Source organism: Variovorax sp. OK212 (genome assembly GCF_900112425.1).
GTDB lineage: Bacteria > Pseudomonadota > Gammaproteobacteria > Burkholderiales > Burkholderiaceae_C > Variovorax.
Window position 1 is genome coordinate 452,611 of the sequence record NZ_FOLP01000005.1, and the last position, 12,962, is coordinate 465,572.

A 12,962-nucleotide genomic window follows, 5' to 3' on the forward strand; every position below is an offset into this window, starting at 1 on the left:
GTCAGCCGGCCAGCTTCCTGGCGGCCGCGGCGATGGCGTCCACCCCCACCCGCGACTGCGCCTCCAGCACCGGCGCGTAGCCCACCGGAATGCGCGGCGCGCCCAGCCGCGCCACGCGGCAGCCCGTGGCCTCCGCCGCGCTGGCCGCGATCTCCGCGCCGAAGCCCGCGGCCTGCACCGCCTCGTGCACGACCAGCAGGCGCCCGGTGCGCGCGCACGACGACAGCACCGTCTCGCGGTCCCACGGCCACAGCGTGCGCAGGTCGATCAGGTCGACCGCGATGCCCTCGGCCGCCAGCGCGTCGCAGGCGGCCGTGCAGGCCTGCATCTGCCGGCTCCAGCTCACCAGCGTGAGCGCGTTGCCCTCGCGCACGCGCGCCGCCTGGCCCAGCGGCACGGCAATGTCCTCGTCGACCTCGCCGCGCACGCCCCACAGCGTCTTGTGCTCGATGTAGACCACCGGGTCGCCGCACTGCAGCGCCGCGCGCAGCAGGCCGTGGTTGTCCTGCGGCGTCGACGGGCACACCACCACCACGCCCGGCAGGTGCGCGAACCACGCCTCCAGCGACTGCGAATGCTGCGCCGCCGAGGCGTCCCAGATGCCACCCGGCATGCGCGCCACCAGCGGCACGCGGCCCTGGCCGCCGAACATGAAGCGGTTCTTGGCGGCCTGGTTCACCAGCTCGTCCATGCCGCACAGCGCGAAGTCGACCACGCGCATCTCGACCACGGGGCGCAGCCCGGCCAGCGCCATGCCCACGCCGGCGCCCATGATCGCGGCCTCGCTGATCGGCGTGTCGATCACGCGCTCGGCGCCGAAGTGCTGCTGCAGTCCCGTGTACTGCCCGAAGATGCCGCCGCGGCCCACGTCCTCGCCCAGCACCACCACGCGCGGGTCGGCCTCCATCTCGCGCTGCAGCGCGAGCACGGCGGCTTGCGAATAGCTCAGGTCTTTCTTCAATGCCATTGGCCGGCTCCCGTGGTCTGAACGTCGGTGAAGGCGGCGCCGGCCTCGGGCCAGGGCGCCGCGTCGGCGATGGCCAGCGCGGTGTCGACCTCGTCGCGCGCCGCGTTCTCGATGGCGTCGAGCGCCGCCGCGGCAACGCCCGTCGACAGCAGCCGGCCGCGCGCCCGCGCGATCGGGTCGGTCTCCAGCGCGGCGGCCAGCTCGGCCGGATCGCGGTAGGCCGCGAGGTCGACCGACACATGGCCCTTCACGCGGTACGTGAGCGCGTGCAGCAGGCGCGGGCCGCTGCCGGCGCGCACCGCGGCCACCAGCGTGGCGGCGGCCTCGTGCACCGCGAACACGTCGTTGCCGTCGACCTGCGTGGCCGCGATGTCGAGCGCCTCGGCGCGCGCCGAGGCACCGTCGCCCGCCGTCATCGGGCCGCTGGCGGTGGTCGCGCTCCAGCGGTTGTCCTCGCAGACGAAAAGCACGGGCAGCCGGTACACGCGCGCCCAGTTGAGCGCTTCGAGGAACGGCCCGCGGTTGATCGCGCCGTCGCCGAAGAAGCAGACCGTGATGTCGTCGCGCGTCTTCAGCAGCTTCTGCGCATGCGCGGCGCCCACCGCGATCGGCAGGCCCGCCGCCACCACGCCGTTGGCGCCCAGCATGCCGACCGAGAAGTCGGCGATGTGCATCGAGCCGCCCTTGCCGCCGTTGAAGCCGGTGGCCTTGCCGAACAGCTCGCACATCATCCGCGTGAGGTCGGCGCCCTTGGCCAGCGTGTGGCCGTGGCCGCGGTGCGTGGAGGTGAGGTAGTCGCTCGCGCGCAGGTGCGCGCACACGCCGGCCGGCACCGCCTCCTGCCCGGTCGACAGGTGCAGCGGCCCGCGCACCTTGGCGGCGCCGGCGGCCTGCTGGCCATAGGCGCTCACGCCGCCCTGGCTGGCCGTCTCGGCGGCGTTCTCGAAGGCGCGTATGCGCACCATGACGCGGTAAAGCGCCTGGGCGGCACGGGGGGATGTGCTCGAGTCCATCTTGTCTCCAACGCGCTTCAAACGGGCGCTTTGGCAAAAATCGTATCAAGCGAGATCGAATCGACGTACCGGGCTAACCCTCCGCTTTTCGCCGCCGTATGGGCCGCGTGGCTCCCGCCTTCTTCTCTACTTATTTCTCTTATTTAAGTTAGTAGTAGTAGATAAGGGTAAACCCCTGCTGTGGACAGTGCGCTTTTTTCCTTGGCTGACAACGACTTGTCACACCTGAGTCACTGTGTGCTCCCGTGCTTTCGCGGTGCGCCTGAAAAATGAACAACTCGCGCGCATGCGCTCCCTCTGTGGATAACCGTGCCCTTGTGCGGAAACTGTCCCCAGAGTTTTCCCGGCGCGCGATGCTTGATATGATTCATATACGTTTCGTATATAAATTTCAGAGATCCACCATGGGCATCGTCAAGATTTCAGACCTCATGCACGAGAACCTGCGCGTCGCGGGCAATGCGTTGAGCCGTTCCATCAACGCGCAGGCCGAGCACTGGATGCGCATCGGCATGCTGGCCGAGCTGCACCCCGCGCTCGACCACCGCGAGATCTGCCAGCTGCTGATCCGCGCCGAGCAGGCCGGCGGCTTCGACATGGCGACCGTGTCGGCATCGCTGGCACCGGCACCAGCACCAGCGTCGGCACCCACGCCCACGCCCACGCCCACGCGCCGGCCGGCGGCCGCACCGCGCAAGGCCACGGCGGACGCGCGCGCATGAGGGACGGCGTCAAGCTCAAGTCGCCCGAGGAGATCGCGATGTCCCGCGCGGCGGGCCGGCTCGCGGCCGAGGTGCTGGCCATGATCGGCGCGCACGTGAAGCCCGGTGTCACCACCGAGGAACTCGACCGCCTGTGCCACCGCCACATCGTCGAGGTGCAGGGCGCCATCCCGGCCAACATCGGCTACCAGGGCTACCCGAAGACCGTGCTCACCTCGGTCAACCAGGTCGTCTGCCACGGCATTCCGTCGGCGCAGAAGGTGCTGAAGAAGGGCGACATCGTCAACATCGACGTGGCCGTCGACAAGGACGGCTGGTTCGGCGACTGCAGCCGCATGTACTTCGTGGGCGAGCCCGGCGCGCTGGCACGCCGGCTGGTGGAAACCACCTACGAGGCGATGCGCGCCGGCATCCTGCAGGTGCGCCCCGGCGCCACGCTGGGCGATGTGGGCCATGCGATCCAGAGCGTGGCGCAACGCGAGCGCTTCAGCGTCGTGCGCGAGTACTGCGGCCACGGCATCGGGCAGGTCTACCACGACGATCCGCAGGTGCTGCACTACGGCCAGCCCGGCCAGGGCCTGCGGCTGGAGGCCGGCATGGTCTTCACCATCGAGCCGATGCTCAACGCCGGCCGGCGCGAGACCCGGGAACTGCCCGACGGCTGGACCGTGGTCACGCGCGACCACTCGCTGTCGGCGCAATGGGAGCACATGGTGGCGGTCACGGCCGACGGTTTCGAGGTGCTCACCGCGTGGCCCGACGGCCCGGGCAGCTACCCGGCCATCGCCTGACGGGGCGCCTCAGCCGGCATCGCGGTGGACCGCGCAGCGGTGCGCGCACTGCGAAGGTCGAAGAGCGCGCTCACGCGCTCGTTCGGGCAATTCACTCACGCCGCTCCAGACGCCTGGCCCCGCGCGCGGCGCCTGCGTGTCGCCCGTGTCCGACGCCCGCGACGGCCAAGCCTGCGTTGGCGTGCAGGACAACGCCGCATCCTGCGTTTCGGGCCTCCGGCGGGGCTGTGCGTGTGGCATCGTGACTCCCCTGTCGCGCCGAACCCCCGGCGCCCACCGTTCAAGCACAGACCCACCGTTCAAGCACAGAGATAGAGCAGGAGCAACACCATGATCAAGATCGGCATCGTCGACGACCACGCCGTCGTCCGCACAGGCCTCAAGGCGTTCTTCTCCACCTTCGTCGATTTCCGCGTCGTCGGCGAGGCCGGCACCGGCCGCGAGGCCATCGACCTCGTTCGCACCGCCGACATCGACGTGCTCGTGATGGACCTCTCCATGCCCGGGCAGAGCGGCATCGACGCGCTGGCCATGGTGCGTGCCAAGGCGCCCGACCTGGGCGTGCTCATCCTGAGCGGCTACCCGGAAGAACACTACGCGGTGAACCTGATCCGCCAGGGCGCCTCCGGCTACCTCAACAAGGAATGCGAGCCCGAGGAAATCGCCAAGGCCATCCGCACCGTGGCGCTGGGCCGCCGCTACATCTCGCCCTCGGTGGCCGAGCTGCTGGCCGGCCAACTGGAGCGCAAGGACAACGCGCCGCCGCACAAGCACCTGTCGGAGCGCGAGTTCCAGGTGTTCCTGAAGCTGGCCAAGGGCGAGTCGGTGGGCGCCATCGGCGAGGCGCTGTCGCTGTCGGTGAAGACCATCAGCACCTACCGCACGCGCCTCATGGAGAAGATGAACCTCTCCACCAACAGCGACCTGACCTACTACGCGATCAAGACGCAGCTGATCGACTGAACGCGGTCCAACGAGCCGTCCTGACGTGCGCCACCGCGGGACGCTCAAGGCCGTCGTCTGGACTTTCGTCCTGACGCTGGCCGCCACGCTGCTGGTGCTCAACTTCACCAGCGGCGAGAAGAAGCTCGACGAGCAGGTCAAGCGCGAATACGCGCTGCACGACCCGCAGTACCAGCGCGCGCTGGGCGTGATGCTGGGCCCGCCCATCACCGGCGGCAACCGCTTCGAGGCCTTCCAGAACGGCGACAGGATCTTTCCGCCGATGCTCGCGGCCATCCGCGGCGCGAAGCAGAGCATCACCTTCGAGACCTACATCTACTGGTCGGGCGACATCGGCCGCACCTTTGCCGACGCGCTGTCGGAGCGCGCGCGAGCGGGCGTGAAGGTGCACGTGCTGCTCGACTGGGTCGGCAGCGCCAAGGTCGACGCCGACTTCATCCGCGAGATGGAAAGCGCCGGCGTGGAGATCCGCAAGTTCCACAAGCCCGGCTGGTACGACATCGCCCGCATGAACAACCGCACCCACCGCAAGCTGCTGGTGGTGGACGGGCGCACCGGCTTCACCGGCGGCGTGGGCATCGCGACCGAATGGACCGGCCACGCGCAGGACCCGGACCACTGGCGCGACTCGCACTACAGGGTCGAAGGGCCGGTGGTGGCGCAGATGCAGGCGGTGTTCATGGACAACTGGGTCAAGGTGTCGGGCGACGTGCTGCACGGGGAGCGCTACTTTCCGCCGATTCCTTCGCTGGGCGAGGGCCGCGCCCAGGTGTTCAGCAGCTCGCCCTCGGGCGGCAGCGAGAGCATGCACCTGATGTACCTGCTGTCGATCGCGGCGGCCACGAAGACCATCGACCTGTCGAGCGCGTACTTCGTGCCCGACGACCTCACGGTGGGCGCGCTGGTGGCCGCCATGAAGCGCGGCGTGCGGCTGCGCATCATCACGCCGGGGCCGATCATCGATTCGCAGACCGTGCGCGGCGCCTCGCGTGCCGCCTGGGGGCCGCTGCTGGAGGCGGGCGCGGAGATCAGCGAATACCAGCCGACCATGTTCCATTGCAAGGTGTTCACGGTCGACGGCCTGCTGGTGTCGGTGGGCTCGACCAATTTCGACAACCGCTCGTTCCGCCTCAACGACGAGGCCAACCTCAACATCTACGACGAGGCCTTCGCCGCCGAGCAGACCGCGCAGTTCGAGGCCGACCTGCGCCAGTCGAAGCGGCTCACGTTCGCGCAATGGAAAGACCGCCCGCTGCACGAGAAGGTGCTGGAGCACCTGTCGTCGCTGCTGTCGTCGCAGCTCTGAGCAGCAGCAGCGGCGGCTAGCTGGCGCGCGGTCGGCAGGCCGCGCGCACGATGCGCGCCGTGGGGTTGGGCTTCATGTCACGGAACAGCACGGGCTTGGGCGCGTCCGTGTAGTCGGCCACGTGGTGCGCCTCGCCCTGCCACAGCGGCTGGATGTAGAAGCGCGCGGCCACGTAGCTGGCGCGGCGCGCCTGGCAGTCGAACACCACGCGCGATTCGTACGAACGGTAGGCAATGCCGTCCCAGTTGAAGCGCGCGGTCGCGCGGTTCACGCGCAGGTTCATTTCCTTGGCGCTCTCCGCGGGTGCGACCCGCGCGGGGTCGACCTGCACGGTGTCGGCCACCTTGTCCTGCGGATCGCCGACCACCGTGAACCAACCAGGCTGCGCGTGGGCCGCGCAGCCGATCATGCCGATTGCCATCAACAGGTGACTCACACGCCTCACGACGAAGACTCCAAGGTGAAAAATTAAGGGTGGGACTCTACAAGCCGGCGCTGCCGCGGACTTGAGAAACATCAATTTACATCGACCGTGCTGCCGTGCGTGTCAGACGGCGCCGAAGACGCATGCTTTCTGCCGCATTCGCCAGACACCAAGCAGACACCAGGCAGACACCAGGCCAACACGGCACACCGTCCTTGGCACACTGGCGCGGTGAACACCTCCCCGAACACCTCCCCGAACCTTTCTCGGAACCTCTCCATTTCCGTGGCGCCCGACCTCAGCGTGTCCGCCATCGCGGTATCGCCGCCGTCGTCCGACACCGCAGAGGCCTGCTATGTGCTGGCGCATGGTGCCGGCGCGGGCATGGCGCACCCGTTCATGCAGGCCGTGGCCGAAGGCCTCGCGCAGCGGCGCATCGCCACGCTGCGCTACCAGTTCCCCTACATGGAGCAGGGCAAGAAGCGCACCGACGCGCCCGCGCTGGCGCACGCCACGGTGCGCGCGGCGGTGGCCTGCGCGTCGGCGCATTTCGGCGGGCTGCGCCTGTTTGCGGGCGGCAAGTCGTTCGGCGGGCGCATGACGTCGCAGGCCCAGGCATTGGCGCCGCTGCCGGGTGTCCAGGGGCTGGTGTTCCTCGGCTTTCCGCTGCACCCCTCGGGCACGCCCGGCGCCGCGGCCGCGCGCGCGGCGCACCTGCAGCAGGTCGATGTGCCCATGCTCTTCGCGCACGGCCCGCGCGACACATTGGCCGAGCCCGCGCCGTTCCACACCGCCGTCGGCGCGCTGGGGCCGCTCGCCACCGTGCTGGAGATCGACGGCGCGGACCATTCCTTCCACGTGCTCAAGCGCAGCGGCCGCACCGACGTGCAGGCGCTGGACGAACTGCTCGACGGCGTGGCCGCGTGGATGCAGGCCTGGCGCATCGGCTGAACTGCGCGTTCGGGCGTTCGGGGGGGGAGGGTTGGGCCAGGGTCGTCCTTCGCCTACGCCCGCTTGCCCGATGGGACGACGCGGCGCGGCCGCGAAGCTTTCAACCATGGGTTTTCGATCAGCAGCGATGCCGATGCACAGCTGCACAGCAGATGCAAGGCAACGCAAGCGCTGAAAGTACCAACCCCGTCCTGTCATGCAGACAGGCAATGAAAGGACCCGACATGGCTTACAACGACGCGACCGTCGACACCCTCAACACCGGCCCCGTGCTCGCCAACGGCGACGTGGTGGACGTCCTGAACGACCTGCTCGAAAACTCCCGCGACGGCGAATACGGCTTCCGTGCCTGCGCCGACGAAGTGAAGAGCCCTGCCGCCAAGCAGCTGTTCGCCAGCCGCGCCGAGCAATGCAAGAAGGCCGAAGCCGAACTCGTCGCGCTGATCAGCGCCTATGGCGGCACGCCGGCCGACGGCGGCACCGCGAGCGGCGCATTGCACCGCGGCTGGGTGCACGTGAAGGGCTCGCTGGGCGCCAACAGCGAGCTGTCGATCCTCGAGTCGTGCGAACGCGGCGAGGACACCGCGGTGGCGCGCTATCGCAAGGCGATGAAGCAGAACCTGCCGACCGACGTGCGCGCGGTGGTGGCCATGCAAGCCGAAGGCGCGCAGCGCAACCATGACCAGATCCGCGACCTGCGCAACGCCGCGCGTGCGCGCGATTGACGCGGTGACTGGCTGACCCCAGGCGCCGCCAGATGCGTGGCGCCCGGTGTCTTCAACCGCCTCACGAAAAGGCCGGGACCTCCCGGCCTTTTTCGCGTGCGCCTTCGCCCGGATAGCGCACGCACTGCAGCGCCTCGAAACCCTTCTGCGTCACGGCCAGCACCTGCACCACGCGAAAGCCCGGCATCTTCGCGAGGTCGGCGGCCGAGGGCGTGATCGCGAGCACCAGGCCCGCGGCGCGCAACCGCAGGACCGCCTCGACATCCTTCGGCGAGGACATGACCAGGGGCAGCCGCGAGGCGGCAATCTGCTTGAGCATTTCGGTGGACATGGTGGCTTCCTTGTTGTTGGTTTGGGCGGCGGTGTTCTGTGGCCCTGGCATCGCGTGGTGCGGGGCGCAGCGGAACATACGGGCCCGCCCGTGCGCGCCGCGTAGGACCGCATCCCCCCGCGCGCAGCCAAAAAGCACATCCGCTTCGCACGCGCCCGGCGCTCCGGGAATTCCCGGATGCCCAGAGCCCCGGGCCGATGGGATAGTTAGTTCGCCCTTCAAACTAACTAATTTCTTACACCGTTGAACGCTGCAGGGCGCACCAACACTGGAGAGACATCGATGCAACTCAAACACACCCTGGCCGCCGTGGCCTTCGGTCTTACGGCTGTGGGCGCGATGGCGCAGACCGTGGTCGGCGTGAGCTGGTCCAACTTCCAGGAAGAACGCTGGAAGACCGACGAGGCGGCCATCAAGGCCCAGCTCGAGAAGCTCGGCGCCAAGTACATCAGCGCCGATGCGGGCGGCTCGCCCGAGAAGCAGCTCGGCGACATCGAGGGGCTGATGTCCAAGGGCGCGAAGGCGCTCATCGTGCTGGCGATGGACAAGGACGCGATCCTGCCCGCCGTCACCAAGGCCACGCGCCAGAAGGTGCCCGTGGTGGCTTATGACCGCCTGATCGAAGCGCCGGGCGTCTTCTACATCACCTTCGACAACGTCGAGGTCGGCCGCATGGAAGCGCGCGAGGTGCTCAAGGTCAAGCCCAAGGGCAACTACGTGATCATCAAGGGCTCGCCGAGCGACCCCAACGCCGACTTCCTGCGCGCGGGCCAGCAGGAGGTGCTTGCCGACGCCGTGAAGAAGGGCGACATCAAGATCGTGGGCGACGAATACACCGAAGGCTGGAAGCCCGAGGTCGCGCAGAAGAACATGGAGCAGATCCTCACCAAGAACGGCAACAAGGTCGACGCGGTGGTGGCGGCCAACGACGGCACGGCCGGCGGCGCGGTGGCGGCGCTCACGGCCAAGGGCCTGCGCGGCATTCCGGTGTCGGGCCAGGACGCCGACTTCGCGGCGCTCAACCGCATCGCGCTCGGCACGCAGACCGCGACCATCTTCAAGGACTCGCGCGAACTGGGCCGCGAAGCCGCCATCGCGGCCGTCGCCATGTCGCAGGGCAAGCCGGTCGACAAGGCCGCGACCTGGGCCAGCGGCCCGAAGAAGGTCTCGCTGCAATCCCGCCTGCTCACGCCCGTGCCGGTCACGCGCGACAACCTCGACGTGGTGGTCAAGGCCGGCTGGATCAAGAAGGACGAGCTCTGCAAGGGCGTGACCGGCGCGAGCGCGCCCGCGGCCTGCAAGTAACGCAACGGCGGGCGCGGGCGGCACCGGCCGGCGCGCCCGCCCCGGTGCTTCCCGCACGCCTTCGGGCACTTCTTTGCGTATCTCTTTCGCGTCGTTCGACGCATCTTCCCGCGCCCCGCAGTCCACGGCCGGCCCCTTGCGGAGCCGGGCGCCGGACGGTCGCGCACCCGCAGTCCTGAGAGGGTTCGAAAAATGAGCGATCCAACACCGGGTTGGTGGCGCCGCACGGGCATCGACCTGCGGCTGATCCTGATGTGCTTGCTGCTGGTCGTCATGGCGGTGGTGTTCAGCGTCATGTCGGACGGCGTGTTCCTCTCGCCCGAGAACCTCTACAACGTCGCGCAGCAGACGGCCGTGGTCGGCATCGTGTCGACCGTCATGGTGCTGATCATCGTGGCACGCCACATCGACCTGTCGGTCGGCTCGGTGATGGGCTTCGTGGGCGTGCTCATCGCCTACCTGCAGTACACCTCGGGCTGGTCGTGGCCCACGGCCTGCCTCGCGGGGCTCGCGGTGGCGCTGCTGGTGTCCATCTACCAGGGCTGGCTCACGGCGATGCTGGGCGTGCCGTCGTTCGTGGTCACGCTGGGCGGCCTCATGTCGTTCCGCGGCGCGGCCTTCCTGGTGGCCGACGGCAAGACGCAGCCGGTGAACGACGAGTTCTTCCAGCGCCTGGGCGGCGGCTACGACGGCGGCATCGGCGTCACCGCGAGCTGGGTGATCGCGGGTCTGGTGGCGCTGGTGCTGTTCGCGCGCATGGTCCAGAAGCGCCGCGCGCGCGCCCGCCACGAGATGCCCAACGAGCCGCTGTGGCTCGAGCTGCTGCTCACGGCGGTGCCGGCGGCGGTGGTGATCGGCTTCGCGGCGGTCATGAACCACTACAAGATCGATTCGAAGGACGCGCCGCAGGGCATCCCGATCCCGGTGCTCATCTGGGCGGCGGTGGCCATCGTGCTGTCGTTCATCGTGCACCGCACGCGCTTCGGCCGCTACATCTTCGCGATGGGCGGCAACCCCGACGCAGCGGCGCTGGTGGGCATTCCGGTCAAGCGCGTCACGCTGATGCTGTTCGCGCTGCTGGCGGTGCTGGTGACCATCGCGGCCATCGTGTCGATCGCGCGGCTCAACGCGGGCACCAACTCGCTGGGCAACGGCATGGAGCTGTACGTGATCGCGGCGGCCGTCATCGGCGGCACGGCGCTGGCGGGCGGCAGCGGCTCGATCTTCGGCTCGGTGCTGGGCGCGCTCATCATGCAGTCGCTGGACAGCGGCATGCTGCTGCTGGACGTGCCCATCGGCAAGCGCATGGTCATCATCGGCCAGGTGCTGATCGTGGCCGTGGTGTTCGACGTGCTGTACCGGCGCAAGTTCGGGGAGAACTGACATGGCCACCGACAACCTCAGGAACACAGACGCCTCCAGGCCGCTGGTCGAGCTGAAGGACATCCGCAAGTCCTTCGGCGGCGTCAAGGCCGTGGACGGCGTGAGCGTGAACCTCTACCCCGGCGAAGTGGTCGCGCTGCTGGGCCACAACGGCGCGGGCAAGTCCACGCTGATGAAGATGCTCGCGGGCGCCTACCCCATCGACGCGGGCGACACGCTCATCGCGGGCGAGAAGGTCAACATCCGCACGCCCGCCGAAGCGCAGGCGCAGGGCATCGAGACCATCTACCAGACGCTGGCGCTGGCCGACAACCTCGACTCGGTGGCCAACCTGTTCCTGGGCCGCGAGAAGATGACGGCCTGGAACACACTGGACGACCACTTCATGGAAGTGCAGGCGCGCAAGGTGTTCCAGCGCCTGAACAAGAACTTCAGCAACATCCGCATCCCGGTGCGGCGCCTTTCGGGTGGGCAGCGGCAGGTGGTGGCCATTTCGCGCGCGCTGTATTTCAACGCGCGCATCCTCATCATGGACGAGCCCTGCGCGGCGCTGGGCCCCGAGGAAACCGCGATGGTCGGGCGCCTGGTGAAGCAGCTGAAGGACGACGGCGTGGGCATCTTCCTGATCACGCACGACATGCCCGACGTGTTCTCGCTGAGCGACCGGCTCGCGGTGATGAAGAACGGCAAGCTGGTGGGCACCTACCGCACCGCGGACGTGACCGAGGACGAAGTGCTCGGAATGATCATTGCGGGCAAGCGGCCCGAGGGCAAGGCGCAGGCGCCGCACGCCATCACCGCGGCCACTGGCGCCACTGGCGCCACTGGCGCCACTGTCACTGCCACGGCCTGACGTGACGACCATCGGCGACCAGCAGCTGCTCAAGCGCATGAACCGCAGCGTGCTGCTGCGCCTGCTGCGCGCGCAGCCCGGCCTCTCGCGCGCGCGCCTGGCCGCCGAGAGCGGCCTCACCAAGTCGACCGTGAGCCTGCTGGTGCGCGAGCTGATCGACGAAGACTGGCTCAGCGAAGGCGGCACCGCGGTGGCCGACGGGCTCGGCCGGCCGTCGACGCCGCTGCGGATCAACGTCGGCGTGCGTGCGCTCATGGGCGTGGAGATCGCCGTCGAGACGGTGCGCCTGGTGTGCGTGTCGCTGCAGGGCGAGGTGCTGTATGCGGACACGCATGCGCTCACCGACGGCTCGCCGGCCGGCGTGTGTGCGCAGGTGGCGCGCATGGCCGCCGCCGCCAACGCGCAACTCAAGAAGGGCGGGCTGCGCGTGTCGAGCATCGGCGTGTGCGTGCCCGGCGCGGTGGACGACTGCACCGGCGTCGTGCGCTTCGCGCCCAATCTCGGCTGGCGCAACGTGAGCCTGCTGCCGGCGCTCGAAGAGGCCTTTGCCGCCGTCGGCCTGCCGGGCGTCACGGTGCAGTTGCAGAACGATGCCGATGCGGCCGTGCTCGGCGAGTACGAGTTCGTCGCGAGCGAATACAAGCTCGCTGCCAATGAAAACAAGCTCGCCTCCAATGAAAATAAGCTCGCCTCCGGCGAGGGCGAAGACCCTCTGATCTTCGTCAACTGCGACGTGGGCGTGGGCGCCGGCGTGGTGCTGAACGACCGGCTCTTCACGGGCGCGCAAGGCATGGCCGGCGAGATCGGCCACACCATCCTCGAGCTCGACGGGCCGCTGTGTTCGTGCGGGCGGCGCGGTTGCGCCGAGGCCTTCTTCGGTTCGCGCGTGCTGGAGCGCGAGGGCGCCGACACGCAGCGCGCCGCCGCGTTCTTCGGCGTGCTGCTGCAGAACCTGTGGGTCACTTTCAATCCACGCGCCATCGTGCTCGGCGGCAAGGCCTGCGCCGAGCACCGCGGCTTTGCGCAGGCCGCGTTCGAGAGCGTCAAGCGCCATGCCGACGGCGCGGGCATGCCCGCGCCCGCCCTGCGCACCGCGCGCTACGACGAGCTGGCGCCCGCCGTGGGCGCGGCGGCATTGGCGTTGCACGAGTACCTGCGGCCGCTGCAGCCCGACGCGAAGGCGCGCCGCGCGCGGGCGTTGGCGCGCGCGGTGGCCTGAGCCGGCCCG

General features: G+C 69.1%; 14 protein-coding genes. 10 read left to right on the forward strand and 4 right to left on the reverse strand.

What is annotated here, in order from left to right; translation table 11 throughout:
• Window position 1: 1 nt before the first annotated feature.
• Window positions 2-967 carry an alpha-ketoacid dehydrogenase subunit beta gene (locus tag BM004_RS18720; RefSeq protein ID WP_093215636.1) on the reverse strand — a complete coding sequence of 322 codons (966 nt, stop codon included), beginning with the start codon at window positions 965-967 and terminating at the stop codon, window positions 2-4.
• Window positions 958-1,980, reverse strand: coding sequence for a thiamine pyrophosphate-dependent dehydrogenase E1 component subunit alpha (locus tag BM004_RS18725; protein WP_093215638.1), 1,023 nt, complete (start codon window positions 1,978-1,980; stop codon window positions 958-960). The genes BM004_RS18720 and BM004_RS18725 overlap by 10 nt, the downstream gene beginning before the upstream one ends.
• 404 nt (window positions 1,981-2,384) lie before the next feature.
• Here BM004_RS18725 and BM004_RS18730 point away from each other — a divergent pair, with 404 nt between their 5' ends.
• From BM004_RS18730 to BM004_RS18745, 4 genes are all read left to right on the forward strand, one after another.
• A complete protein-coding gene (locus BM004_RS18730; protein ID WP_093215640.1) occupies window positions 2,385-2,702 on the forward strand; it encodes a ParD-like family protein in 318 nt (105 codons plus the stop codon).
• A complete protein-coding gene (map, locus tag BM004_RS18735; RefSeq protein ID WP_093215643.1) occupies window positions 2,699-3,493 on the forward strand; it encodes a type I methionyl aminopeptidase in 795 nt (264 codons plus the stop codon). The genes BM004_RS18730 and map overlap by 4 nt, the downstream gene beginning before the upstream one ends.
• A gap of 330 nt (window positions 3,494-3,823) precedes the next feature.
• A complete protein-coding gene (locus tag BM004_RS18740) occupies window positions 3,824-4,456 on the forward strand; it encodes a response regulator (RefSeq protein WP_093135055.1) in 633 nt (210 codons plus the stop codon).
• Between the two features lie 25 nt (window positions 4,457-4,481).
• Window positions 4,482-5,762, forward strand: coding sequence for a phospholipase D-like domain-containing protein (locus BM004_RS18745; RefSeq protein ID WP_093215645.1), 1,281 nt, complete (start codon window positions 4,482-4,484; stop codon window positions 5,760-5,762).
• Window positions 5,763-5,778: 16 nt separating this feature from the next.
• Here BM004_RS18745 and BM004_RS18750 read toward each other — a convergent pair whose 3' ends face one another.
• On the reverse strand, window positions 5,779-6,183 hold the full coding sequence (locus tag BM004_RS18750; protein ID WP_093215648.1) for a surface-adhesin E family protein: 405 nt from the start codon (window positions 6,181-6,183) through the stop codon (window positions 5,779-5,781).
• Between the two features lie 288 nt (window positions 6,184-6,471).
• Between BM004_RS18750 and BM004_RS18755 the strand changes: the two genes are divergently transcribed.
• Together BM004_RS18755 and BM004_RS18760 are read left to right on the forward strand one after the other, a co-directional pair.
• Entirely contained in the window at window positions 6,472-7,137 is a 666-nt protein-coding gene (locus tag BM004_RS18755) for an alpha/beta hydrolase family protein (RefSeq protein WP_256219946.1), read from the forward strand.
• Window positions 7,138-7,361: 224 nt separating this feature from the next.
• Window positions 7,362-7,862, forward strand: a complete 501-nt coding sequence (locus BM004_RS18760; RefSeq protein WP_093215653.1) for a ferritin-like domain-containing protein — start codon at window positions 7,362-7,364, stop codon at window positions 7,860-7,862.
• A 61-nt stretch (window positions 7,863-7,923) separates the two neighbouring features.
• On the opposite strand, the gene BM004_RS18765 is transcribed toward BM004_RS18760, so the two are convergent.
• Window positions 7,924-8,193, reverse strand: coding sequence for a hypothetical protein (locus BM004_RS18765; protein WP_143072449.1), 270 nt, complete (start codon window positions 8,191-8,193; stop codon window positions 7,924-7,926).
• Window positions 8,194-8,475: 282 nt separating this feature from the next.
• Between BM004_RS18765 and xylF the strand changes: the two genes are divergently transcribed.
• The 4 genes from xylF to BM004_RS18785 all read left to right on the forward strand — a co-directional run bounded on the left by xylF (window position 8,476) and on the right by BM004_RS18785 (window position 12,953).
• Window positions 8,476-9,498 carry a D-xylose ABC transporter substrate-binding protein gene (gene xylF, locus BM004_RS18770; RefSeq protein ID WP_093135042.1) on the forward strand — a complete coding sequence of 341 codons (1,023 nt, stop codon included), beginning with the start codon at window positions 8,476-8,478 and terminating at the stop codon, window positions 9,496-9,498.
• A 192-nt stretch (window positions 9,499-9,690) separates the two neighbouring features.
• A complete protein-coding gene (locus BM004_RS18775; protein WP_093135040.1) occupies window positions 9,691-10,881 on the forward strand; it encodes a sugar ABC transporter permease in 1,191 nt (396 codons plus the stop codon).
• 1 nt (window position 10,882) lies between these two features.
• Window positions 10,883-11,734, forward strand: coding sequence for an ATP-binding cassette domain-containing protein (locus BM004_RS18780; protein ID WP_093215658.1), 852 nt, complete (start codon window positions 10,883-10,885; stop codon window positions 11,732-11,734).
• A gap of 1 nt (window position 11,735) precedes the next feature.
• Window positions 11,736-12,953 carry an ROK family transcriptional regulator gene (locus BM004_RS18785; RefSeq protein ID WP_093215661.1) on the forward strand — a complete coding sequence of 406 codons (1,218 nt, stop codon included), beginning with the start codon at window positions 11,736-11,738 and terminating at the stop codon, window positions 12,951-12,953.
• Window positions 12,954-12,962: the final 9 nt, after the last annotated feature.

Coding starts and splice junctions, on each gene's coding strand:
- BM004_RS18720 (WP_093215636.1), bottom strand. CDS start 967: ATGGCATTGAAGAAAGACCTGAGCTATTCGCAAGCCGCCGTGCTCGCG.
- BM004_RS18725 (WP_093215638.1), bottom strand. CDS start 1,980: ATGGACTCGAGCACATCCCCCCGTGCCGCCCAGGCGCTTTACCGCGTC.
- BM004_RS18730 (WP_093215640.1), top strand. CDS start 2,385: ATGGGCATCGTCAAGATTTCAGACCTCATGCACGAGAACCTGCGCGTC.
- map (WP_093215643.1), top strand. CDS start 2,699: ATGAGGGACGGCGTCAAGCTCAAGTCGCCCGAGGAGATCGCGATGTCC.
- BM004_RS18740 (WP_093135055.1), top strand. CDS start 3,824: ATGATCAAGATCGGCATCGTCGACGACCACGCCGTCGTCCGCACAGGC.
- BM004_RS18750 (WP_093215648.1), bottom strand. CDS start 6,183: ATGGCAATCGGCATGATCGGCTGCGCGGCCCACGCGCAGCCTGGTTGG.
- BM004_RS18760 (WP_093215653.1), top strand. CDS start 7,362: ATGGCTTACAACGACGCGACCGTCGACACCCTCAACACCGGCCCCGTG.
- BM004_RS18765 (WP_143072449.1), bottom strand. CDS start 8,193: ATGTCCACCGAAATGCTCAAGCAGATTGCCGCCTCGCGGCTGCCCCTG.
- xylF (WP_093135042.1), top strand. CDS start 8,476: ATGCAACTCAAACACACCCTGGCCGCCGTGGCCTTCGGTCTTACGGCT.
- BM004_RS18775 (WP_093135040.1), top strand. CDS start 9,691: ATGAGCGATCCAACACCGGGTTGGTGGCGCCGCACGGGCATCGACCTG.
- BM004_RS18780 (WP_093215658.1), top strand. CDS start 10,883: ATGGCCACCGACAACCTCAGGAACACAGACGCCTCCAGGCCGCTGGTC.